Origin of the sequence: Streptomyces changchenzhani (assembly GCF_039766235.1) — a bacterium.
Classification (GTDB): domain Bacteria; phylum Actinomycetota; class Actinomycetes; order Streptomycetales; family Streptomycetaceae; genus Streptomyces.
On the sequence record NZ_JBDHNH010000009.1, the window covers coordinates 255,281 to 277,820 of the forward strand.

Below are 22,540 nucleotides of genomic sequence, written 5' to 3' on the forward strand. Positions count from 1 at the left end.
GGCCGGGGGCGGTGCCGTGCGCCAGGATCAACGCCATGGATCTGCTGAACACGCTGGTGGACAAGGGACTGCGGCGCGAGCTGCCGACCCGCGAAGAAGCTCTCGCGGTGCTGGCGACCTCCGACGACGATCTGCTCGATGTGGTGGCCGCGGCCGGAAAAGTACGCCGCCAGTGGTTCGGGCGGCGGGTGAAACTCAACTACCTCGTCAACCTCAAGTCCGGCCTGTGCCCCGAGGACTGCTCGTACTGCTCGCAGCGGCTCGGCTCCAAGGCCGAGATTCTCAAATACACCTGGCTGAAGCCCGACGAGGCGTCGAAGGCGGCTGCCGCCGGGGTGGCGGGCGGCGCGAAGCGGGTGTGTCTGGTCGCGAGCGGGCGCGGGCCGACGGACCGTGATGTCGACCGGGTCTCCAAGACCATTGAGGCGATCAAGGACCGACACGAGGACGTCGAGGTGTGTGCCTGCCTCGGTCTGCTGTCCGGCGGGCAGGCGGAGAAGCTCCGGGCAGCCGGCGCGGACGCGTACAACCACAACCTCAATACGTCCGAGGCGACGTACGGGAAGATCACCAGCACCCATACCTATGCCGACCGGGTGGACACCGTCCAGCAGGCCCAGGCCGCGGGTCTGTCCGCCTGCTCCGGGCTGATCGCGGGCATGGGCGAGAGCGACGAGGACCTCATCGACGTGGTCTTCGCGCTGCGCGACCTGGACCCGGACTCGGTGCCGGTGAACTTTCTGATCCCCTTCGAGGGGACGCCGCTCGCCAAGGAGTGGAACCTCACCCCCCAGCGGGCGCTGCGCATCCTGGCGATGGTCCGGTTCGTCTGCCCGGACGTGGAGGTCAGGCTCGCGGGCGGGCGCGAGGTGCATCTGCGCACGATGCAGCCGCTCGCGCTGCACCTGGTCAACTCGATCTTCCTCGGCGACTACCTCACCAGTGAGGGCCAGGCCGGCCAGACGGACCTGGAGATGATCGCGGACGCCGGCTTCGAGGTGGAGGGCACGGACACCACGACGCTGCCGCAGCACCGCGGCGGTGGCTGCGCCTCTGCTTGTGGCGACGCGGCAGAGGCCCCTGCGGAGACCCCGGCGGCGGTTCCCGAGGTGCCCGCGGCCCGTACGGACCTGGTGTCGGTACGCCGCCGGGGCGCCGGGACGGACCTCGCGCCCAATGCCTGAGCCGCTCACCCCCGCCGAGCTGCTGCGTCTTGACCGCGAGCACGTGTGGCACCCGTACGGTCCAATGCCGGGCCGTACGGAGCCGCTGCTCGTGGAGTCGGCCTCCGGGGTTCGGCTGCGCCTCGCGGAGCCCGCACACGGTCAGGACGAACTGATCGACGGCATGTCGTCCTGGTGGTCGGCGATCCACGGCTACAACCACCCCGTACTCAACGAGGCGGCGCGCGGCCAGCTCGGCAGGATGAGCCATGTCATGTTCGGCGGGCTCACCCATGAGCCCGCCGTGCGGCTCGCCGCCAAGCTGGTGGAGATCACTCCGGAGCCGCTGCGGCATGTCTTCCTCGCCGACTCCGGTTCGGTCTCCGTCGAGGTCGCCGTCAAGATGTGCCTCCAGCACTGGCGCTCGGTGGGCCGGCCCGCGAAGCAGCGGCTGCTGACCTGGCGGGGCGGTTACCACGGGGACACCTGGCAGCCCATGTCGGTGTGCGATCCCGAGGGCGGGATGCACGAGCTGTGGCAGGGGGCGCTGCCGCGTCAGGTCTTCGCGGACGCGCCGCCGGCCGAGTACGACGAGACGTACGCCGCGCACCTCGGTGACCTGATCGCCCGCCACGCGGACGAGCTGGCCGCGGTGATCGTGGAGCCGGTGGTGCAGGGCGCGGGCGGGATGCGCTTCCACTCCCCCGCGTACCTGCGGGTGCTGCGCGAGGCGTGCGACGCGAACGACGTGCTGCTGGTCTTCGACGAGATCGCGACCGGTTTCGGCCGTACGGGCACGCTCTTCGCATCGGAGCACGCGGGTGTCTCCCCCGATGTGCTGTGTGTCGGCAAGGCGCTGACCGGCGGCTATCTCACGATGGCGGCGACGCTGTGCACCTCGCGGGTCGCCGAGGGCATCTCGCGCGGTGAGGTCCCGGTGCTGGCGCACGGCCCGACGTTCATGGGCAATCCGCTGGCCGCCGCGGTCGCCTGCGCCTCGATCGACCTGCTGCTCGGCCAGGACTGGCAGGTGGAGGTCAAGCGCCTGGAGTCCGGGCTGCGCGAGGGTCTGGCGGAGGCGGCGGAGCTGCCTGGAGTGCGGGACGTACGGGTGCTGGGCGCGATCGGCGTCGTACAGCTGGATCACGACGTGGACATGGCGGCGGCGACGCGGGCCGCGGTGCGCGAGGGTGTGTGGCTGCGGCCGTTCCGCGATCTCATCTACACGATGCCGCCCTATGTGACGGGCGACGAGGACCTGGCCCGCATCACCCGGGCGGTGTGCGCGGCCGCGTCGGCGGCGTAAGCCGTACTTCACCTGCCCATACCCCCGCTAGGAGCACGCATGGCCGTCATCGTCGTCACAGGCACCGGGACCGGCATCGGCAAGACCGTCGTCACCGCGGCCCTCGCCGCCGCCGCCCGCGCGCAGGGCCGCACGGTCGCCGTGCTCAAGCCCGCGCAGACCGGTCTTGCGCCCGGTGAGCCGGGTGACGCCGATGACGCGGTGCGGCTCGCGGGCGAGGGGGTGCGGGGCGTCGAGCTCGCCCGGTACCCAGAACCGTTGGCCCCCGCGACCGCCGCCAGGCGCGCCGGCATGCGCCCGGTGCTGCCGCAGGACGTGGCGGAGGCGGCCGGGAAGCTGGCTGCCGAACACGACCTGGTCCTGATCGAGGGAGCGGGCGGGCTGCTCGTGCGCTTCGACGACGCGGGGGCCACACTCGCCGATGTCGCGAGGCTGCTCGGCGCGCCCGTCCTGGTGGTCGTCCCCGCCGGCCTCGGCACGCTGAACGCGACAGCCCTGACCGCCGAGGCCCTACGGGCACGGAAGTTGGAGCTGCTCGGCGTGGTGGTCGGCAGCTGGCCCCGGCAGCCGGATCTGGCGGAGCGCTGCAATCTGACGGACCTGCCGGAGGCCGCGGGCGCCCCACTGCTCGGCGTGGTTCCGCAGGGTGCGGGGGCCCTGGCGCCCGATGTGTTCCAGGGGCGTGCAACGGATTGGCTCGCGCCCCCGCTCGGCGGCACCTGGCACCCGTAAAGTGGTCCCCATGCGAGCTCGGGTAGACGAAGTCGTCTTCGACTGCGCGGCGCCGGCCGCCCTGGTGCGGTTCTGGGCCGCCCTGCTGGGCGGTGATCCGGTGGACCGCGGCGCGGACTGGTCCTCTATCGATCCTCCGGGGTTCACCCGGATCGCCTTCCAGCGCGTCCCGGAGGGCAAGGCCGTCAAGAACCGGCTCCATCTTGACCTGGAGGCGGGCGACATCGACGCGGCGGGCGCCGAGGCGGTGCGGCTCGGCGCGACCCTGTCGGGCCCCGTCGTCACCGACGAGAACGGGTCCTTCCAGGTACTGCTGGACCCCGAGGGAAATGAGTTCTGCTTCGTGAGCGGCTGACCGGCCGGTACGGGTGCACAATCGCGTTACGCGACCACGACCGCCTCAGGAGTACGTGATGGCACTGCGCCGCAGCAAGATTCCCCGGGACGCCGTCCACCATCCGCTCTTCGCCCGTGTCTACGCCCGGCTCAGCGTGGCGGCCGACCTCAGGGGCGGGGTAGCCGCGCACCGCGAGGAGCTGCTCGCCGGGCTCTCGGGGCGGGTCATCGAGATCGGCGCGGGCAACGGGCTGAACTTCGCGCACTACCCGTCGGCCGTCTCCGAGGTGGTGGCGATCGAACCGGAACGCAGCCTGCGCCGGCTGGCCGCGCAGGCGGCCCTCGACGCGGATGTCCCGGTGGACGTGGTGCCGGGCGTTGCGGAGGCCCTGCCGGTCAAGGCCGAGGCGTACGACGCGGCCGTGGTGTCACTGGTGCTGTGCTCCGTACGGAACCTGCCGCGCGCCCTCGCCGAGATCGCGCGCGTGCTGCGGCCCGGCGGGGAGCTGCGCTTCTTCGAGCACGGCATCGGCGCGAGCCGGTCCCTGAGGGGGACCCAGCGCGCCCTGGACCGCACGGTGTGGCCGTTGCTCTTCGGCGGCTGCCACACCGCGCGCGACCCACTGGCCGCGATCGCGGCGGCCGGCTTCGAGATCGAGCGGCACCGGCGGCTGCACGTACCGGAGAAGGGGCTCAAACTGCCGTCGTCCCCGTGTGTGCTGGGGATCGCCCGCAAGCCTCACCCGTCCTAAAGGCTCCACTGACGCAGCTCTTCGGCGATGCTGTGCACGTCCGCCTTGCCCTCCTTGACCAGCCTGGCCAGATCCCGTACCTGCTCGGGCGAGGTGACGACCTTGAGGCCGCAGGCGACGAGATAGCCGTAGGCGACGGCCGAAGCGAACATCGCGTTGGAGCGCTCCAGGGCCGGGACGTGGAGCAGCAGCTGGAGCAGCGCGGCGGCGCGCGCGTGCGGGTCGCTGTAGACCGGGATGCCGAATATCTCCGAGTCGTGCCGGGCGACTGCGGCGACCAGCGCACCCCAGTCGATGACCTGCGGGTCACCGGGTGTCTTGTGCTCGGCGATCATGAGGAGCCAGGCGAGATCGATCTTCAGAGTCAACGCTTGCCTTCGCGCTCCGTGCCGAACTCCTCGGCGAACACCGATTCGTACTGCTTCATGAAGTCGGACGCGGCCTCGACGAAGGTGCGCCCCACCTCCCCGGCATCCTGCTTGACGAGCTCCTCGATGTAGCGGTTCACGCTCATCCCGCGCTGGAGGGCACGCTGTCGCGCGGCCTCGGCGGTGGTCTCGTCCACCCGAACGTTCAACTGTGTCTTCGTCACCCCACTACGCTAGCGCGACAGTGCTAGCACCGGCAAGTGGGCCCGGACCTCGACTCGGCGTCCTGCGGGCTCAGTCGTGCGGGACCACTGCGACCGGGCAGGTGACGTGGTGGATCACCGAGTGGGCGGTCGACCCGAGATGCGGCCCGGCCGAGGTCCGGCGGCCGACGACGAGCAGGCTCGCCCCGGTGGCCGCCTTCAGTAGCTGCCGGCCGGCCAGACCGCGGACGAGTTCCCCCGTGACCTGGGTGTCCGGGAACTTGTGCTGCCAGGAGGCGAGCACTGCTGCGAGCCGGTGTTCCTTTCCCTCCGCCGGGTCAGTGGCATTGGCCGAAGGGACCAGAGGTACGGCCCAGGCGTGCAGGACATGGAGGGCTGTGCGGCGGGTCGCCGCCGCGCCGAAGGCGTACTCAAGCAGTCCGTCGCACGGGCGGGCCAGGTCGATACCGAGGACGACGGGGCGGTACGGGGACGGCTCGGCTGCCAGGTGCGGGCGCTCGTCCTCGGGCCGCTCCCCTGCCCGTACGAGAACGACCGGGCACGCGGCGCGGGCGGCGACGGCCAGCGCGACCGAGCCGACCAGGATTCCGGCCAATCCGCTGAACCCGCGGGAGCCGACCACCAGCGTGTCCGCCGTGCGGGCGGCCGCGAGGAGGGCCGCAACCGGCGGTTGCCCCGCCTGCTCCTTGACGACTTCGAGGACGGGATGGGCGTAGGAGAGCTGGAGAGCGAACCGGTCGAGCGCGCCACGTTCGCTGTGGAGCGGCACCTCGATCTCCGGCAGGTGGCTGCGCGGTGACGGTTCGTCGAAGGCGTGTACCAAGTGCAGGGGCAGTCCCCGGCGCAGGGCTTCGCGGGCGGCCCAGTCGGCGGCGCACAAGCTTTCGGGTGAGCCGTCGATACCTGCGGTGATGTGGTGTCGCATGGTCGGTGCACCTCCGGGCGCGTTCAACCGGTCCAGCTCCAGTCGGCGACCTCGGGCAGGTCGGTGCCGTGTTCGCGGATCCAGGCGTGGTGGCGGGTACGGGTGTCCGCCATGGTCTGGCGGACGGCGGCCGCGCGGACTGCCAGGCCGGGGACACGGTCGATGACGTCCATGACGAGGCGGTAGCGGTCCAGGTCATTGCGTACGACCATGTCGAAGGGCGTGGTCGTGGTGCCCATCTCCTTGTAGCCCCGCACATGCAGGTGCGGGTGACCGGTGCGGCGGTAGGCGAGGCGGTGCACCAGCCAGGGGTAGCCGTGGTAGGCGAAGATCACCGGCTTGTCGGGGGTGAACAGTGCGTCGTACTCGGAGTCGGACATGCCGTGCGGGTGTTCCTCGCCGGGCAGCAGCCGGGTCATGTCTACGACGTTGACGACCCGGACCGTGAGATCGGGTAGGTGACGGCGCAGCAGGTCCGCCGCGGCGAGGGTTTCCTGAGTGGGGACGTCGCCCGCGCAGGCCAGGACGACATCGGGGTCACCGACGCCGGTCTCGGACCCGGCCCATTGCCAGATGCCGGCGCCGCGCGCACAGTGGGTACGGGCGTCGTCGAGGGAGAGCCAGTCGAAGCAGGGCTGTTTGCCGGCGACGACGACATTGACGTAGTCGCGGGAGCGCAGGACGTGGTCGGCGACGGAGAGCAAGGTGTTGGCGTCCGGCGGGAGGTAGACGCGGACGACTTCGGGGCTCTTGTTGAGTACGTGGTCGACGAAGCCGGGGTCCTGGTGGGAGAAGCCGTTGCCGTCCTGCCGCCAGACGTGCGAGGTCAGCAGATAGTTCAGGGAAGGGATGGGGCGGCGCCAAGGGAGGGCGCGGGCGGTCTTGAGCCACTTGATGTGCTGGTTGACCATGGAGTCGACGATGTGGACGAACGCTTCGTAGCAGGAGAACAGGCCGTGCCGGCCGGTCAGGTTGTATCCCTCCAGCCAGCCCTGACAGAGGTGCTCGGACAGGATCTCCATGACCCGGCCGTCGCGGGCGAGGTGTTCGTCGGTGTCCAGCGTCCCGGCCTGCCACGCCTTGCCGGTGACGTCGTATAGCGCGTCGAGGCAGTTGGAGGCGGTCTCGTCGGGGCCGACGACCCGGAAGTCACGCCGTTCGGCGGTGTCGGCCATGATCTGTGCGAGCAGACCGCCCAGGACCCGGGTGGGCTCGTGCAGGGTGGAGCCGGGCTTGTCGACGGGGACCGCGAAGTGCTCCAGCGGCGGGATGGGCAGGTCCCGGGTGAGCAGGCCGCCATTGGCGTGCGGGTTCGCACCGAGGCGGCGCTCGCCGTCCGGAATGCTGGAGAGCACCTGGGGCGTGGGGCGGCCCTCGGTGTCGAAGAGCTCTTCGGGCCGGTAGGAACGCATCCAGGCTTCCAACTGGGCCAGGTGCTCCGGGTTTTCGCGTACGCCGGCGAGCGGGACCTGATGGGAACGCCAGGTGCCTTCGACGGGCACGCCGTCCACCACTGCCGGTCCGGTCCAGCCCTTGGGCGTACGCAGCACGATGACCGGCCAGTTCGGCCGGGCGGTCACGCCTTCGGCGCGGGCCGCGTGCTGGAAGGCCGCGATGCGCTCGGTGGCGAGGTCCATGGCGTGTGCCATCGCCTGATGGACCGTGCGCGGGTCGTCGCCGGTGACGTGCAACGGCTCGTGACCGTACCCCCGCAGCAGGGAGTCGAGTTCGGCCTCGGGCAGCCGGGAAAGCACCGTCGGGTTGGCGATCTTGTAGCCGTTGAGGTGCAGGACCGGCAGGACCGCGCCGTCGTGGACGGGGTCGAGGAACTTGTTGGAGTGCCAGGAGGCGGCGAGCGGGCCCGTCTCCGCCTCTCCGTCGCCGATCACGCACGTGACCAGCAGATCGGGGTTGTCGAGCGCGGCACCGTAGGCGTGTGCCAGAGAGTAGCCGAGCTCGCCGCCCTCGTGGATGGAGCCGGGCGTCTCGGGGGCGACATGGCTCGGTACGCCGCCGGGGAAGGAGAACTGCCGGAAGAGTTTCTCCATGCCCGCCGCGTCGCGGCTGATGTCCGGATACGTCTCGCTGTACGTGCCCTCCAGCCAGGAGTTGGCGAGGACGGCCGGCCCACCGTGGCCGGGGCCCCAGATGCAGATCGCGTCGATGCCGCGTTCCTTGATCACGCGGTTGAGATGGGTGTGCACGAAGTTCAGGCCGGGTGAGGTGCCCCAGTGGCCGAGCAGGCGCGGCTTGATGTGGTGGGGTCGCAGGGGTTCCGTCAGAAGCGGGTTGCTCATCAGGTAGATCTGGCCGACGGCCAGGTAATTGGCGGCCCGCCAGTGGGCATCGAGCGCCTTCAGCTCCTCATCAGGCAGATCCGTGTGGTCCTGGCGCTTGACCTTGCGCATGGGGTCCTCCGTAACGTCGGTGTATGGCAGACAAGAAGGGCACGAAACCGGCGGCGACACTGCCGCGGCCGCTGTATGAGCGCGAGCTGTACCGGCTGCAGACGGAACTGGTGAAGCTCCAGGAATGGGTGCGCGCTGAAGGCGCCCGCCTGGTCGTGGTCTTCGAGGGGCGCGACGCGGCCGGCAAGGGCAGCACGATCAAGCGGGTCGCGGAACATCTCAACCCCCGGGTGGCGCGGATCGTCGCGCTGCCCGCCCCCACCGAACGGGAGCGCACCCAGTGGTACTTCCAGCGCTACACCGAGCATCTTCCCGCCGCCGGGGAAATAGTCCTGCTCGACCGGAGTTGGTACAACCGAGCGGGTGTGGAGCACGTCATGGGCTTCTGCACCCCAGGCGAACACCAACGTTTCCTCCATCAGTGCCCGATCTTCGAGCGGATGCTGGTGGAGGACGGGATCCTGCTGCGGAAGTACTGGTTCTCGGTGAGTGACGCGGTGCAGGAGCAGCGATTCAGGCGCCGCCTCGAAGACCCGACACGGCGCTGGAAGCTCTCCCCCATGGACCTGGAGTCGATCACCCGCTGGGAGGCGTACTCCCGGGCAAAGGACGAGATGTTCGTGCACACGGACATCGCGCAGGCACCCTGGCACGTCGTCGAGAGCGACGACAAGCGCCGGGCACGGCTCAACATGATCGCCCATCTGCTGTCGACCGTGCCTTACCACGCGGGGCCGAGTCCGGCGCTCGAACTGCCACCGCGACCGCCGGCCACCGGATACCGGCGGCCACCACGGACGCTGCAGTCGTACGTTCCCGACCACACGGCGGGGCTCCGCGGGTGAAGTCGGCACGCGATCAGGCCCGTTGAGGTACGACGGCGACGGGGCACCCGGCGTGATGGAGTGCCCCGTGGCCCACCCGGCCGAGCTGGAGGCCGAAGTGGCCGTGGCGCCGCTGGGCTCCGATGATCAGGAGATCCGCGGCGGCCGAGCGGTGGAGCAGTACGGTGCGGGCCGGGCCTTCGACCGTGGCGCGGCGCACCCGGACGCCCGGGTGGTCTCGTACAGCGTCCTGCAGTGCCTCGTCGAGCTGGATCGATGCCTGCTCTTCGTGGTGGCGGGCCGGTTCCGCGGCGAGCGACGGATGATCGGTCGTCTCGTGCGCGGGGCAGCGCCAGGCACGTACGGCGTCGAGCGTGCAGTTCCGGGCCTCGGCCTCGCGGAAAGCGAACTCCACCGCCGCCGATCCCGCAGCGCCTTCACCGACGCCGAGAAGGATCCGCTCGTGCGTGCCCTCCAGGCCGGCCTTGTCGCCGCGCACCACGATCACCGGGCAGTGCGCGCGGGCCGCCACGGCCAGGCTGACCGATCCGAGGAGCAGACCTTTCAGTTCGCCGCGGCCCCGCGAGCCGGTGACCAGGACCGAGGCGTTGCGGCCTTCACGCAGCAGCGCGGACACCGCTTCCTCGGGCACTGTCTCGGCGGACACCTTCACGTCCGGGTTACGCCGCTGGGCACGCTCCACCGCGGATGCGACGATGACCTCGGCGAGCACCTGCTCGGAGGGGCGCCCGAGGCTGTACGCGGGCACGACACCTTCGTATCGCTCCCACAGGGATGCGTACACCAGCCGCAGCGGGAGGCCGCGGCGTGCTGCCTCGTCCACCGCCCAGTCGGTCGCCCGGAGGCTGGACTCCGATCCGTCGACACCCACGATCAGGGGCAGCTCCATGGTCCCCACCGCCTTTCGTCCGACTGCTGTGAACTCTTCCTGTGAGCACAGTCGCACCCTCAGCCAGGGCGTGAGGAGGGGCGGTTCGGCTCTGGTCAGGGACCTTTGGCCCCCTCCCGTGCGCCTGTCGGGTGTCCGACGCGGTACCAGCATGCTCGGCGAACCGCTGCCGAGCATCCCGGACGCCGCGCTTTAGGGCCGATCGGCCCTCTCCCGGACCCGGCCAGCCCCTGGGACAGGGCCCCGTACCGCTGGACGCTGGTGGGCAATCTGCCCCGAGGAAGGTACCGAGATGACGGAGAACCAGCGGCAGGTGCACGCACTGCTGACGGACGGTACGACCGTACATATCCGACCGGCCGGACCGGACGACCGGGCCCAGGTCCTGCGGCTGTACGAGGACATGTCACCGGAGAATCTGCGGCTGCGGTTCTTCTCGATGAGCCGCAGGTCGGCGGAGCAGGCCGCGCAGCGCTGCTGCGGTCCCGCCCGACCCGGCCACCGGGCCCTGCTCGCCGAAACAGCGGGCCAGGTCGTGGGGATCGCCGAGTACGAGATCACGGAGGCACCGGGCACCGCAGAGATCGCCCTGACCACCGCGGACGGGCACCACCACCAGGGCGTCGGCACGCTGCTCCTTGAGCATCTGGTGTCCGCTGCCCGGGAGGCGGGGATCACCGCGTTCGCCGCCGACGCACTTGCCGAGAACCACGAGATGCTGAAGGTCTTCGCCGACCTCGGACTGCGTACCGCACGCCACTTCGACGGCCCCGAACTCCACTGCAGTGTCCAGCTCGATCAGGACGAGACGTATCTGTCGGCGGTCGAGGCACGCGGCCGGACGGCCGATGTGGCCAGCCTGGAGCCGCTGCTGCGGCCGGACTCGATCGCCGTGGTCGGCGCGGGACGCAAGCCCGGCTCGGTCGGCCGGGCCATCCTCCACAATCTGCGCACCGGCGGCTTCACCCGGCGGCTCTACGCCGTCAATCCGAGCGTCGACTCCTTGCTGGGCGTACCCGCGTACCCCTCGGTCGGCTCGCTGCCCAAGATTCCCGACCTCGCGGTCCTCGCCGTGCCCGCTGCGGCTGTGGCGGCCACCGCCGAAGAGTGTGGCAAGTCCGGGGTACGGGCCCTGCTGGTCGTCTCGGCCGGGCTGGATGCCGCCCAGGCGGGCGCGCTGCTCGCCGCCTGCCGTACGTACGGAATGCGGCTCGTCGGCCCCAACTGCCTCGGGATCTCCAACACCGACACCGCGCTCTCGCTGGACGCGACCTTCGCCGCCCGCCACCCGCAGCCGGGCACCGCGGGCGTCGCCGTGCAGTCCGGCGGGGTGGGCATCGCTCTGCTCGACGGGCTGGCCCGGCTGGGCATCGGTGTCTCCAGCTTCGTTTCGCTCGGCGACAAGTACGACGTCAGCGGCAACGACATGCTCCAGTGGTGGGAGAGCGACGGGCGGACCGATCTGGCGCTGCTGCACCTGGAGTCCTTCGGCAACCCGCGCGCGTTCTCGCGCACCGCGCGCCGCGTGACCCGCCGGATGCCGGTACTCACCGTTGACGCGGGCCGCACCGACGCGGGCCGCCATGCCGCCGCGTCGCACACCGCGGCGGCCGCCACACAGGCCATGACCCGTCAGGCCCTGTTCACCCAGGCTGGCATCACTGCCACCCGGACCATCGGCGAACTCCTGGAAACCGCAGCTCTGTTGCACTCCCAGCCCTTGCCCGCCGGGACCCGGGTCGCCGTCGTGACCAACGCGGGCGGCGCGGGCGTGCTGGCGGCAGATGCCTGCGCCGAGGCCGGGCTGACCCTGCCGCAACTCGGTACCGAGATCATCGATGACCTCATCGCCGTACTGCCTGACGGGGCGACGGCAGGCAATCCGGTCGACACCACCGCTGCCGTCACCGAGGAGCAACTCAGCGAGTGTGTGGACCGGCTCACCCGGCACGGCGGTATCGACGCCGTCCTGGTGGTACTGGTCCCCACCGCGGTCGCCGCGGCGACCGGCGACGATCTCACCAAGGTCCTGACCCGCGCCCCCGGGCATCGCACCCGACCCGTCGCCGCGGTCCGCCTCGACCAGGATCTGCCCGTCAAGCTGCTCCACACGGCGGACAACGGTGCCGTCCCGGCCTACGCCGACCCGCAGGCAGCCGCCCGCGCCCTGGCCCACGCAGCCCGGCGGGCCCAGTGGCTGGCCCGGCCGTCCGGCACCGTTCCCGACCTGACGGAGGTAGACACACCCCGCGCACAGGCTGTTGCCGAGGCCTATCTCGCCGCGCATCCGGACGGCGGCTGGCTGGACCCGCGCACCTGCGCCGAACTCCTCGCCTGCTACGGCATCCCCCAACTGCCCTGGGCCTGGGCGGAGACCGAGGACGACGCCGTCCTCGCCGCCGAGCGGCTCAAGGGCCCGCTCGGCCTGACCGTCCTCAAGGCCCACTGGCCCGGCCTGCTGCACAAGAGCGAACAGCACGCCATCCACTTCGATCTGCGTGGTGATGCGCAAGTACGCGCCGCCTACCGGGACTTCGAGACCCGATTCGCCGGACTCCTGACCGGAGTGGTCGTCCAGCCACTCGCCGAACGCGGCACAGAGCTTTTCGCCGGCGTCGTCCAGGACGAAGTCTTCGGCCCGCTGGTGCTGTTCGGCCTCGGCGGTACGGCGACCGAAGTACTGGCCGACCACGCCGCCCGGCTCGCCCCGCTCACCGACCTCGATGTCCACGACCTCATCACCGCACCCCGCTGCGCCCCGCTGCTCTTCGGGCAGGGCGGCAACGGCCCGGTGGACCTTGAGGGACTGGAACAACTGCTGCTGCGGCTGTCCAGGATGGCCTGCGACCTGCCCCAGCTCGCCGACGCCGACCTCAACCCCGTGCTGGCCCGACCCGGCGGCATCACAGCTCTCGACGCCCGCGTCCGGCTGCTTCCACGCCACGCCCACGACCCGTATCTGCGCCGGCTGCGCTGAGAAGGAAAGAGCGACATGAAGCACACGAAGATCGGAAACGTGACGGCCGGCCGAGGTGGGTGTCCAGCAGCGCATCCGGGCCGCCGTCATCGCCGCACAGCTCGAACGGCCACCGGGCTGACTCGGTACCCGGTCGGCCCTGGCAAGGGCCGGGTGGCGCCTGCTCCGCCCGGCGAAAACGCGACTGAGGTTCCCCCGAGATGCGGAGGGCGATGACAGCGGGTCAGATGGTTCTCATGAGAGGAACTCTGACCATGGCCGCTCCGAGGAAATATCCGCTGGAGTTGCGTGAGCGTGCGGTGCGGATGTATCGCACCGCCGAGCCGAAGCCCCAGATCAAGCGCCTGGCCATTGAGCTGGGGGTCCACCCGGAGGCACTGCGCGGCTGGATCCGCCAGGCCGAGGCCGACCGCGGCGAGCGCGACGACCGGCTGACCACCGAGGAGAAGGACGAGCTGGGCCAGCTGCGGCGGGAGGTGAAGGAACTGCGCCGGGCGAACGAGATCCTGCGCACGGCCTCGGCTTTTTTCGCCCAGGAACTCGACACGACCCGGCGCAGGTACTGACGTTCCTCAGCGAACGCAGTGACCTCGGTGTCGAGCCCGTACTCCGGGAACTGCACGTCCCCTCGTCCACCTACTACCGCTGGCGCCGGCAGGAGAAGGAGCCGTGTGAACGCCGCCGCCGTGACGCGGAGTTGACGACCAAGATCGAGGAGATCCATGCCGACTCCGGCGGGATCTACGGCTCGCCCCGCGTGCATGCCGTGCTCAAGCGCGAGGGCGTGGCCATCGGCCGCAAGCGGGTCGAGCGATTGATGCGCGAGGCCGATCTGGCGGGCCTCAGCCCACGCCGCACGGGCAAGGGCTTCACCCGCCGCGACCCGACGGCCACGCTCGCCCCGGACCTGGTGCAGCGGGACTTCACCGCTCCCGTGCCGAACCGGCTGTGGGTCACCGACCTCACCATGATCCCCACGGGTGAGGGACCGCTGTGGCTCTCCGCGATCCGCGACGCCTTCTCCCGCCGGGTGGTGGCCTGGGAGACCTCCGCCCGCGCGGACGCCGACCTGGTCCTGTCCTGCCTCGAGTACGCCCTGGCCAGCCGCGAGCCCGTGCCCGGCACCTTGATCCATCACGCCGACCACGGCTGTCAATACACGTCCATCAAGCTCACAACACGGCTGGTACGTGCGGGTATTGAGGGGTCGATGGGGTCCGTGGGCGACAGCTACGACAACGCCCTCGCGGAGAATCTGTGGATGCTGATCAAGACCGAGTGCGTGCGCGGACGCGTCTTCGTCACCCGGGCCGAGGCCAACCTCGCGCTGTTCGAGTACATCGACGGCTTCTACAACAGCCGACGCATCCAGAAACGCCTCGGCTACCTCAGTCCCATCGAGTTCGAGGAGAAGCACTACGCCAACCAGGCGACGACCGAACAAGCGAACCTGAAACCACGTCAACCCATCCTGACCAGCTGATCAGCACCTCCCGCACACCGGGGGAACCTCAGTCAGCCTGAGTGTCTCCATGGAGGTGGTCGACATGCCCGCCACGGCCCTTGACGCATCGACGCTCGAAACGCTGATTTCCGCCGCGACGGCCGCGCCGTCGATGCACAACACCCAGCCGTGGCGCTATCGGCTGGATCCCGACTCCGTGACCCTGGAGGTTCGCGCCGTACCGGAACGGGGTCTGCGACATGCGGACCCCACAGGCCGGGCACTCCATATCTCAGTCGGTACGTCCCTTTTCAACCTGCGGGTCGCGGTGGCCCACTTCGGCTGGGAACCCGCCGTACGCCTGCTGCCCCGCCCCGATGAGCCCGACTTGCTGGCCACGGTGCGCATGTCCGCCGCCGTACGGTCCGGCACGAGCCATCGAGCCGACCTGCACGAGGCGATCTGGCGCAGGCACAGCAGCCGGTTCCCGTTCTCGGACAGGCGCCCACCACCCGCCGTACGCACCGAACTTGTCGAGGCCGCCCACGTAGAAGGCTCCGCCCTGAGCTTCCCCGCCCGAAGCGAAACAGAACGGCTTCTACGCCTCACCTTTGACGCGGAACGCCGAAATACCGCCGACCCCGACCGCAGTGCCGAAAGCCGCCGCTGGGTGCGTGACGTCGAAGGTGCGATGGGGGCTCTGCCATCCCTGGCCCCCGGTCCACAGGACTCCCGGGGCCGGCTCCCCATGCGTGAATTCACCGCGCGGCGACACCGCGAACAGCCGCCGCCCCGGGACTTCGAGCGTTCCCCGGCAATCGCCGTACTCACCACCGAGCACGACGGGCGGACGGACTGGCTGCGCGCCGGGCAGGCACTGGAGCACGTGCTGCTCGCCGCAACGGCGCACGGCCTGCAGGCCTCGCTGCTCCACCAGGCCATGGAATGGCCCGATCTACGACGGTCACTCCGCACGCCGGTCCTGCACGGCACACACGTCCAGATGCTGATCCGTTTCGGTTACGGTCCGCAGGGCCCCACCACATCCCGGCGTCCGCCCTCGCAGGTACTCGATATCCCGGCCGGAAGCGCCCGGGACTGACCGGTGCCACTCACGCGATGCGCGCCTGCCCCGCGGCGAGCGGGCGATGCCGAAGACCGCTACAGGATCAGGCCCCGCCCGCAGGACGGCTCAGTGTGAGAAGCCCCCACGCGGCGTGGATCGTGAGTCGGCCTGCTGCTCCTGCGCGGCGAGCGCCTGGGTGGCAATGACCGCGGCCTGGACCCTGCGTTCCACGCCCAGCTTCGCCAGCAGCCGGGAGATGTTGTTCTTGACCGTCTTCTCCGCGAGATAGAGCTGCTTGCCGATCTCCCGGTTGGTCAGGCCCTCCCCCACCAGGGCGAGAATGCCCCGCTCCCGATCGGTCAGCCCGGGCAATCCTTGCTTCTCCTCCGGCTCGGACCCGGCGCGCAGCCGGGCCATCAGCCGGGTGGTCGCACCGGGGTCGAGCATGGACTGCCCCGAAGCCACCGTGCGCACAGCAGTGACCAGGTCGGTGCCGGTGATCTGCTTGAGCACGTAACCGGAAGCACCCGCCATGATCGCGTCCAGCAACGCCTCCTCGTCGTCGAAGGAGGTCAGCATCAGACAGGCGAGATCCGGCATCCGCGAGCGCAGCTCTCGGCACACGCTCACGCCGTCGCCGTCGGGGAGCCGAACGTCCAGTACCGCCACCTGCGGGCGCAGGGCGGGTACGCGCGCCAGTGCCTGTTCGGCGGTGCCCGCCTCCCCCACCACTGTCAGATCGGGTTCGGCCTCCAGCAGGTCGCGCACTCCTCGCCGCACCACTTCGTGGTCGTCGAGGAGAAAGACGGTGACCGGCTCCTTCACGTGGTCGCCGACAGGGCTGTCCGTCATCGCGGCACTCCGTAGTTCTTGGGGCAGCCCACCTTGGGCTGGAGATTATGATCCTGCCTCTTCGGAGGCCGAACGGCCAGGGCCGGATGGCCCTATGGTCCCTCTCTGCGCCGGGCAGCCCGTGGCGCTCCGGAGGATGACCCGGCTGTGGTCCGCAGTGAGGCACTGCGACTACTGGGCGCTGTCGCGCCGGGACGGATCGTGTTCACCCAACAGGCCGGCCGGCCATCCCTCGGGGCACCCCGGTCACAGGTGTTCGGTCAGCGGGGCTCGCCAGATGAGGCGGCTGCCGCCGTCGGGCGGTGCCAGTATGTCCAGCGTGCCGCCCACGCTCTGCGCGCGTTCAGCGAGATTGTTCAGGCCGCTGCGCCGGCCGTCGGCCGGTGTGCCCACACCGTTGTCCGTCACGGTGAGTACCACCTCGTTGCCGGTGACCTGAACGCCGACTTCCACGCGGGTCGCCTGCGCGTGCCGTGCCGCGTTGCTCAGCGTCTCGCCGAGCGCCGCCATGACATGGTCGGCGATCTGCGGTGGCACATCCGTGTCCAGCAGCCCCTCCATGCTCAGCCGGGGCGGGTATCCCAGCGTCGTCGCGGCCTCCCCGACACTCCTGGCCACGCGGGCTCGCAGGCTCGGCGCCGTTTCATCGTCGATCCTGGTCCGCAGCCCGAAAATCGTCGACCGGATGATCTTGATCGTCTCGTCCAGGTCACCCACCGCCCGGGCAACGCGTTCGGCGGCTCCTGCGTGATCGATGAAACGGGTCGCGCTCTGCAGGGTCATACCGGTGGCGAACAGCCGCTGAATGGCCAAGTCGTGTAGGTCACGGGCTATCCGGTCACGGTCCTCCAGGAGCACGAGCTGATCGGCGTCGCGCCGACGCTCGGCCAGCTCCAGGGCGAGAGCGGCCTGCCCGGCGAAGCCGAGCAACGGGTCGAGCTCGGCCTCGGTGAAGACGGGCTCTCCCTCGGCACGTGCCAGCAGCAGGACACCTCGGACCGCCTTGGCATTGGTTCCCAGCGGGACCGCCACCGCAGGCCCCAGTCCGTCGGAACCGAGCCCGTCCGAAGGCGAACCGCGCATCGTCCGCGAGCTCGGCCGTCGACACCGGCGTGCCTGCCCGGTAGGCCGCTCCCGAGAGGGTGCCCTCGACCGGCACGACCATGCCCAGGCGGGCGTCGCGCTCCCCTCCGAACGCCAGCTCAACGACGAGATCGTCGGTATCGGGGACGGGGACGGACATGTCCGCAAGCTGTGAACCGGTGATCTCCCGCGCCCGGCGGGCGATCAGTTCCAGGACCTCCACGCGGGCACTGCCGGACAATAGGCTGCTGATGATCTCGGTGTTCGTCTGCAGCCACCGGCGCTGACGCTGTGATGCCTCGTAGAGCCGCGCGTTGTCGATCGCCACGCCCGCTGCCACCGACAAGGTGGCGATCACTGCCTCGTCCTCGCCGTCGAAGTCCTGTCCGCCCCGCTTGTCGGTCAGATAGAGATTGCCGAAGACTTCGCCCCGTACCCGGATCGGCACACCGAGGAACGTCCGCATCGGCGGGTGGTGGGCGGGAAAACCGTACGAGGAGGAATGGACACCGAGATCGCCGAGCCGCAGCGGCTCGGGGTGGCGGATGAGCTCGCCCAGCAGACCGTGTCCGGCCGGCAGGGGGCCGATCCGGGCGATCTGCTCGTCCGTCACCCCGACGGTCAGGAACTGCGACAGAGTGCGACCGTCGGGACCGATCACACCCAGCGCCCCGTACTCCGCGTCGACGAGCAGCGCGGCAGCCTCCACGATGCGCCGCAGCACCTGCGAAAGGTCAAGCTCCCGGCCCACCGAGACCACGGCCTCCAGCAGGTTGTGCACTCGGTCCCGGGTGCCGCGAGCCGCGTTGATACGTGCCTGCAGTTCCTCCAGCAGCTCGTCCAGACGCATCTGCGGCATCCGCGACAGCGGCTCCCCTAAACCCACCCCGGGGCCTCCTTCGTCGGTTACGGCCCGTGTCGACAGCGTAACCGTACACACGAACGTACCGACGGCCCTGAGCCGGACAGAAGAAGGACAGCTGCGCACGGTGCGGGCCACCTCGCCCACACCGTGCGCGGCGGACTGGCGCCACCGTCCGGCGGCGCGGGTCCGGCTATGCGGACGTGGCGGGAATCGGCACCGCGTAGTAGGCGGCGCGCATGATCTCCTCCATGTCGTCGAGCATCGGCATACGGGGGTTGGCGGGGGCGCACTGGTCCTCGTAGGCGGCGAGGGCCTGCTGCGGAAGGGCCGCGAGGAAGACCGCTTCGTCAATCCCGGCTTCCTGGAAGGAGCGTTCGATGCCGACGGCGTCGCGCAGGCTTCCCACGGCGGCGGCGTAGGACTCCACGCCTTCAGCGGGGGTCGCCGCGGGCAGGCCCAGGGCGCGGGCGATGTCCTGGAAGCGTTCGGGGGCCCGGTAACTCTCGTACTTGGGCCAGCAGGTCAGCTTGGACGGGACCGTGCCGTTGTACCGGATGACGTGCGGCAGCAGTATCGCGTTGGTCCGTCCGTGGGCGACGTGGAAGGTCGCGCCGAGGGTGTGTGCCATGGCGTGGACGATGCCGAGGAAGGCGTTGCCGAAGGCCATGCCCGCGATGGTGCCGGCGTTGTGCATCTTTTCCCGGGCATCGGGACGGGTGGCGCGTTCGTTCACGGCCGCTTCGAGGTTTTCGAAGATCATTTTGATGGCCTGGAGGGCCAGTCCGTCGGTGAAGTCGTTGGCGTAGACCGACACATACGCCTCGGTGGCGTGCGTGAGGGCGTCGAAGCCGCTGTCCGCGGCCAGGGCAGCGGGCAGGTCGGCTGTCAGCAGCGGGTCGATGATGGCCACACTCGGGGTGAGGGCATAGTCGGCGAGCGGGTACTTCTTGCCGGTGGCCGGGTCGGAGATGACCGCGAAGGGGGTGACCTCCGCGCCGGTGCCCGATGTGGTCGGGATGCAGACCAGGCGGGCCCGGTCACCCAGGACCGGGAAGCGGAAGGCGCGCTTGCGGATGTCGGAGAACTTCTGCCGCATATCGGAGAAGTCGATGTCCGGCTGCTCGTACAGGAGCCACATCACCTTCGCCGCGTCCATCGGCGATCCGCCACCCACCGCGATGATGGTGTCGGGGCGGAAGTCGCGCATGAGGGCGGCGCCGCGCTGCACGGAGTCGATGCTCGGCTCGGGCTCGACGTTGTCGATGACCTGTATGGTCACCGGCTCCCGCCGGCGTCGCAGTACACGGTTGACCCGGTCCACATAACCCAGCCGGGTCATGGTCGCGTCGGTGACCACGGTGACGCGGTGTATGTCGGGCATGGAGGTCAGGTAGCGGATGGCCTGCGGCTCGAAGTAGATCTTCGGCGGAACCTTGAACCACTGCAGATTGTTCTGGCGGGTGGTGACCCGCTTGATGTTGAGCAGGTGGGCGGCGGAGACATTGTCGGAGACCGAGGTGCTGCCCCATGAGCCGCACCCCAGGGTCAGGGACGGCAGCAGGCTGTTGTAGATCCCCCCGATGGCGCCCTGCGAGGACGGGGCGTTGACGATGATGCGCACGGTCTTCATCCGGCGGCCGTAGTCCTCGGCGAGCGCCGGATCGCCCGTGTGGATGACGGCGCTGTGCCCCTGCCCGTGGAAGGCGACCATGTCGGCGGCCAGGTCGAAACCCTGCTGGGTGGATGCGGCACGCAGCACCGTCAGGACGGGGCAGAGCTTCTCGCGGGTCAGCGGCTCGTCCGCCCCGACCCGGCTCGCCTCGGCCAGGATGAGCGAGGTGCCGGCGGGTACGGTGAAGCCGGCCTGCCCGGCGATCCACACCGGGCTCTGCCCGACGGCCGCGGCATTGACCTTAGGCTCGCCGCCGGACGCGGGGACGGGGAAGAGGTACGCCTCCAGTTGGCGCTTCTCCTGGGGCGTCGCGAGGTACGCGTGCAGGGTGCGGAACTCTGCCAGGGCCTCGTCGTAGATGTCGGTGTCCAGGATGACGGCCTGCTCGGACGCACAGATCATTCCGTTGTCGAACGACTTCGACAGGACCAGGTCGTTGACCGCACGGCGCAGGTCCGCGCTGCGGTGCACATAGGCGGGTACGTTGCCGGCGCCGACGCCGACAGCCGGCTTGCCGGCCGAGTAGGCGGCCTTGACCATGGCGTTCCCCCCGGTCGCGAGAATCAGGGCAACACCGGGGTGGCGCATGAGAAGGCCGGTGGCCTCGATCGAGGGCTCTTCTATCCACTGGACGCAGTGGGCGGGCGCGCCCGCGGCGATTGCCGCGTCCCGCACGATCAGGGCGGCCTCGGCGCTGCAGCGCTGGGCCGAGGGGTGGAAGGCGAACACGACCGGGTTACGGGTCTTCAGCGCCAGCAGCGCCTTGAAGATGGTGGTGGACGTGGGGTTGGTGACCGGGGTGACCGCACACACGACGCCGACGGGTTCGGCGATCTGGATCACGCCGTCGATGTCGTCGCGGGCGATGATCCCGACGGTCTTCGTCCGGGCCATGCTGTGGGTGACATGTTCGCAGGCGAACATATTCTTGGCGGCCTTGTCCTCGAACACGCCGCGTCCGGTCTCCTCGACGGCCAGCAGAGCCAGGTCGGTATGCCGGTCCAGGGCGGCGACCGACGCCTTGGCGACGATGTGGTCGATCTGCTCCTGGGTGAAGGACTCGAAGTCGGCCAGGGCCTTCGTACCGTTGACGACCAGTCGGTTCACCGAGATCTCGATGTCGGAGGGCCCGTCGGTCTCGGTCGGGGGTCCGGCGTCCAGCAGCGTCATGAGGAGTGCCTCCATCGTCGAATAACACGGCCGGACACCCGGCGTGAGCATGCGGGTCCGGTACCTGGGTGCGGGCCGTCCCTCACCCCCAGCCTTGCGCGTCGTCCCTCTCCCACCCAGGTACCGAAGGTCCCGGCAGAGGGCCCGATGGTCCGCGTTGCGCGGCTCCGGCGTGGGTCCTGACGTACCGGCGCCACCTCACGCACTCCCGCGTTCCCGCTGCGGACCGATCCGTGCCGGATTCACCGAGCTGTGCCAGATTCCGCGAGCGGCCCAAGCGCCCCACCTGCGCCGCTTGCCCGGCACAGGATCGTCAAACGGTGTGACGTGACGGGGGCGGGTGGGCCTCACGCCGCCTGCGGGCCGTGTCAGTCGGTGTCGAGCCGGGCGGCGACGTACTCGGTGAGGTCGAGAAGCCGGTTGGTGTAGCCCCACTCGTTGTCGTACCACCCGAAGACCTTGACCAGGTCTCCGTGGGCCTGTGTCAGCGGGGCATCCAGGACGCAGGAGGCAGGGTCGCCGACCACGTCACGGGAGACGATCGGGGCGTCGTTGACCCGCAGGATGCCCCGCAGTGAGCCGGCAGCGGCCTCCCTGAAGGCGTCGTTCACCTCATCCGCCTCCACCGGCCGGTTCAGGACCAGGGTCAGGTCGGTGAGGGAGCCGTCCTCGACGGGGACGCGCACCGCGATGCCGTCCAGCGTGCCCGCGAGCTCCGGAAGCACCAGGCCGACGGCGCGGGCCGCTCCGGTGCTGGTCGGGATGATGTTCACGGCGGCGGTACGGCCGCGGCGCAGGTCCTTGTGCGGCCCGTCGAGGACGACCTGGTCGTTGGTGTAGCCGTGGATGGTGGTCATCAGACCCTTGACGATCCCGAAGCGTTCGTTCAGCACCTTCACCATCGGGGCCACACAGTTGGTGGTGCAGGAGGCGTTGGAGATGACGTGGTCCCGGTCCGGTGCGTAGGTCCCCTCGTTGACGCCCATGACGATGGTGGCGTCGACACCCTTGCCGGGCACGGACAGCAGCACCTTGCGTGCCCCGGCCTTCAGATGCAGGCCGGCCTCGTCCCGCGTACGGAAGCGGCCGGTGGCCTCAATGACCACGTCGACCCCCTGTTCACCCCAGGTCAGCGCGGCGGGGTCGCGCTCGGCGGTCACCGCGATGCGGTGCCCGTCCACCGTGAGCGAGTCCGCGTCGTGCTCGACCGTGCGGCGCAGCCTTCCGTACGTCGAGTCGTACTCAAGCAGATGGGCCAGCACTGCCGGGGAGGTGAGGTCGTTGACCGCCACCACCTCGACGGGTGTGCCGTGTTCCGTCTGCGCCCGTTCCAGCACGCAGCGCAAGTAGTTGCGTCCGATGCGTCCGAATCCGTTGATGCCCACCCGTACGTTCATCTCGTCGTCCTTCTGCTCCGTCGGCTGATGTGACGTCAGCCTGCGCGCTGCGGACCGGGTGGGGCA

The 22,540-nt window shown here is 70.0% G+C and carries 18 protein-coding genes and 1 pseudogene; 10 read left to right on the forward strand and 9 right to left on the reverse strand.

The window, feature by feature from the left end:
- The first annotated feature begins 35 nt into the window (after window positions 1-35).
- The 5 genes from bioB to ABCR94_RS27505 are packed head-to-tail and all read left to right on the forward strand — an operon-like array spanning window position 36 to window position 4,289.
- Entirely contained in the window at window positions 36-1,184 is a 1,149-nt protein-coding gene (gene bioB, locus ABCR94_RS27485; protein ID WP_347122740.1) for a biotin synthase BioB, read from the forward strand.
- Window positions 1,177-2,469: an adenosylmethionine--8-amino-7-oxononanoate transaminase gene (locus ABCR94_RS27490; protein WP_347122741.1), complete on the forward strand. Its 1,293-nt coding sequence runs from the start codon at window positions 1,177-1,179 to the stop codon at window positions 2,467-2,469. The genes bioB and ABCR94_RS27490 overlap by 8 nt, the downstream gene beginning before the upstream one ends.
- 39 nt (window positions 2,470-2,508) lie before the next feature.
- On the forward strand, window positions 2,509-3,201 hold the full coding sequence (gene bioD, locus ABCR94_RS27495; protein ID WP_347122743.1) for a dethiobiotin synthase: 693 nt from the start codon (window positions 2,509-2,511) through the stop codon (window positions 3,199-3,201).
- 10 nt (window positions 3,202-3,211) lie between these two features.
- Complete coding sequence (locus ABCR94_RS27500) at window positions 3,212-3,556, forward strand: VOC family protein (RefSeq protein ID WP_347122744.1); 345 nt, start codon at window positions 3,212-3,214, stop codon at window positions 3,554-3,556.
- A gap of 58 nt (window positions 3,557-3,614) precedes the next feature.
- Entirely contained in the window at window positions 3,615-4,289 is a 675-nt protein-coding gene (locus ABCR94_RS27505) for a class I SAM-dependent methyltransferase (protein WP_347122745.1), read from the forward strand.
- Here ABCR94_RS27505 and ABCR94_RS27510 read toward each other — a convergent pair.
- The 4 genes from ABCR94_RS27510 to ABCR94_RS27525 all read right to left on the reverse strand — a co-directional run bounded on the left by ABCR94_RS27510 (window position 4,286) and on the right by ABCR94_RS27525 (window position 8,214).
- Window positions 4,286-4,657: a fic family toxin-antitoxin system, toxin component gene (locus ABCR94_RS27510; RefSeq protein ID WP_347122746.1), complete on the reverse strand. Its 372-nt coding sequence runs from the start codon at window positions 4,655-4,657 to the stop codon at window positions 4,286-4,288. The genes ABCR94_RS27505 and ABCR94_RS27510 overlap by 4 nt on opposite strands.
- Complete coding sequence (locus ABCR94_RS27515) at window positions 4,654-4,881, reverse strand: antitoxin (RefSeq protein WP_347122748.1); 228 nt, start codon at window positions 4,879-4,881, stop codon at window positions 4,654-4,656. Before ABCR94_RS27515 ends, ABCR94_RS27510 begins: the two co-directional genes overlap by 4 nt.
- 70 nt (window positions 4,882-4,951) lie before the next feature.
- Window positions 4,952-5,806 carry a universal stress protein gene (locus ABCR94_RS27520; RefSeq protein WP_347122750.1) on the reverse strand — a complete coding sequence of 285 codons (855 nt, stop codon included), beginning with the start codon at window positions 5,804-5,806 and terminating at the stop codon, window positions 4,952-4,954.
- Between the two features lie 23 nt (window positions 5,807-5,829).
- A complete protein-coding gene (locus ABCR94_RS27525) occupies window positions 5,830-8,214 on the reverse strand; it encodes a phosphoketolase family protein (protein WP_347122752.1) in 2,385 nt (794 codons plus the stop codon).
- 23 nt (window positions 8,215-8,237) lie between these two features.
- On the opposite strand from ABCR94_RS27525, the gene ppk2 reads away from it, so the two are divergent.
- Entirely contained in the window at window positions 8,238-9,059 is an 822-nt protein-coding gene (gene ppk2 / locus ABCR94_RS27530; RefSeq protein WP_347122754.1) for a polyphosphate kinase 2, read from the forward strand.
- 13 nt (window positions 9,060-9,072) lie between these two features.
- On the opposite strand, the gene ABCR94_RS27535 is transcribed toward ppk2, so the two are convergent.
- Window positions 9,073-9,948 carry a universal stress protein gene (locus ABCR94_RS27535; RefSeq protein ID WP_347122755.1) on the reverse strand — a complete coding sequence of 292 codons (876 nt, stop codon included), beginning with the start codon at window positions 9,946-9,948 and terminating at the stop codon, window positions 9,073-9,075.
- Window positions 9,949-10,240: 292 nt separating this feature from the next.
- Between ABCR94_RS27535 and ABCR94_RS27540 the strand changes: the two genes are divergently transcribed.
- The 4 genes from ABCR94_RS27540 to ABCR94_RS27555 all read left to right on the forward strand — a co-directional run bounded on the left by ABCR94_RS27540 (window position 10,241) and on the right by ABCR94_RS27555 (window position 15,471).
- The gene (locus tag ABCR94_RS27540) at window positions 10,241-12,925 is read left to right on the forward strand and encodes a bifunctional acetate--CoA ligase family protein/GNAT family N-acetyltransferase (RefSeq protein WP_347122756.1); all 2,685 of its coding nucleotides are present in this window, start codon (window positions 10,241-10,243) and stop codon (window positions 12,923-12,925) included.
- Window positions 12,926-13,161: 236 nt separating this feature from the next.
- Window positions 13,162-13,491, forward strand: a complete 330-nt coding sequence (locus tag ABCR94_RS27545) for a transposase (protein WP_347116874.1) — start codon at window positions 13,162-13,164, stop codon at window positions 13,489-13,491.
- A 50-nt stretch (window positions 13,492-13,541) separates the two neighbouring features.
- A complete protein-coding gene (locus ABCR94_RS27550; RefSeq protein WP_347118397.1) occupies window positions 13,542-14,408 on the forward strand; it encodes an IS3 family transposase in 867 nt (288 codons plus the stop codon).
- 64 nt (window positions 14,409-14,472) lie between these two features.
- A complete protein-coding gene (locus ABCR94_RS27555; RefSeq protein WP_347122757.1) occupies window positions 14,473-15,471 on the forward strand; it encodes an Acg family FMN-binding oxidoreductase in 999 nt (332 codons plus the stop codon).
- A 90-nt stretch (window positions 15,472-15,561) separates the two neighbouring features.
- On the opposite strand, the gene ABCR94_RS27560 is transcribed toward ABCR94_RS27555, so the two are convergent.
- The 4 genes and pseudogenes from ABCR94_RS27560 to gap all read right to left on the reverse strand — a co-directional run bounded on the left by ABCR94_RS27560 (window position 15,562) and on the right by gap (window position 22,474).
- Window positions 15,562-16,287, reverse strand: coding sequence for a response regulator (locus tag ABCR94_RS27560; RefSeq protein WP_347122759.1), 726 nt, complete (start codon window positions 16,285-16,287; stop codon window positions 15,562-15,564).
- A gap of 246 nt (window positions 16,288-16,533) precedes the next feature.
- A pseudogene (locus tag ABCR94_RS27565) lies at window positions 16,534-18,229 on the reverse strand (sensor histidine kinase).
- A gap of 196 nt (window positions 18,230-18,425) precedes the next feature.
- Entirely contained in the window at window positions 18,426-21,077 is a 2,652-nt protein-coding gene (gene adhE / locus ABCR94_RS27570; protein ID WP_347122760.1) for a bifunctional acetaldehyde-CoA/alcohol dehydrogenase, read from the reverse strand.
- 368 nt (window positions 21,078-21,445) lie between these two features.
- Entirely contained in the window at window positions 21,446-22,474 is a 1,029-nt protein-coding gene (gap, locus tag ABCR94_RS27575; RefSeq protein ID WP_347122762.1) for a type I glyceraldehyde-3-phosphate dehydrogenase, read from the reverse strand.
- Window positions 22,475-22,540: the final 66 nt, after the last annotated feature.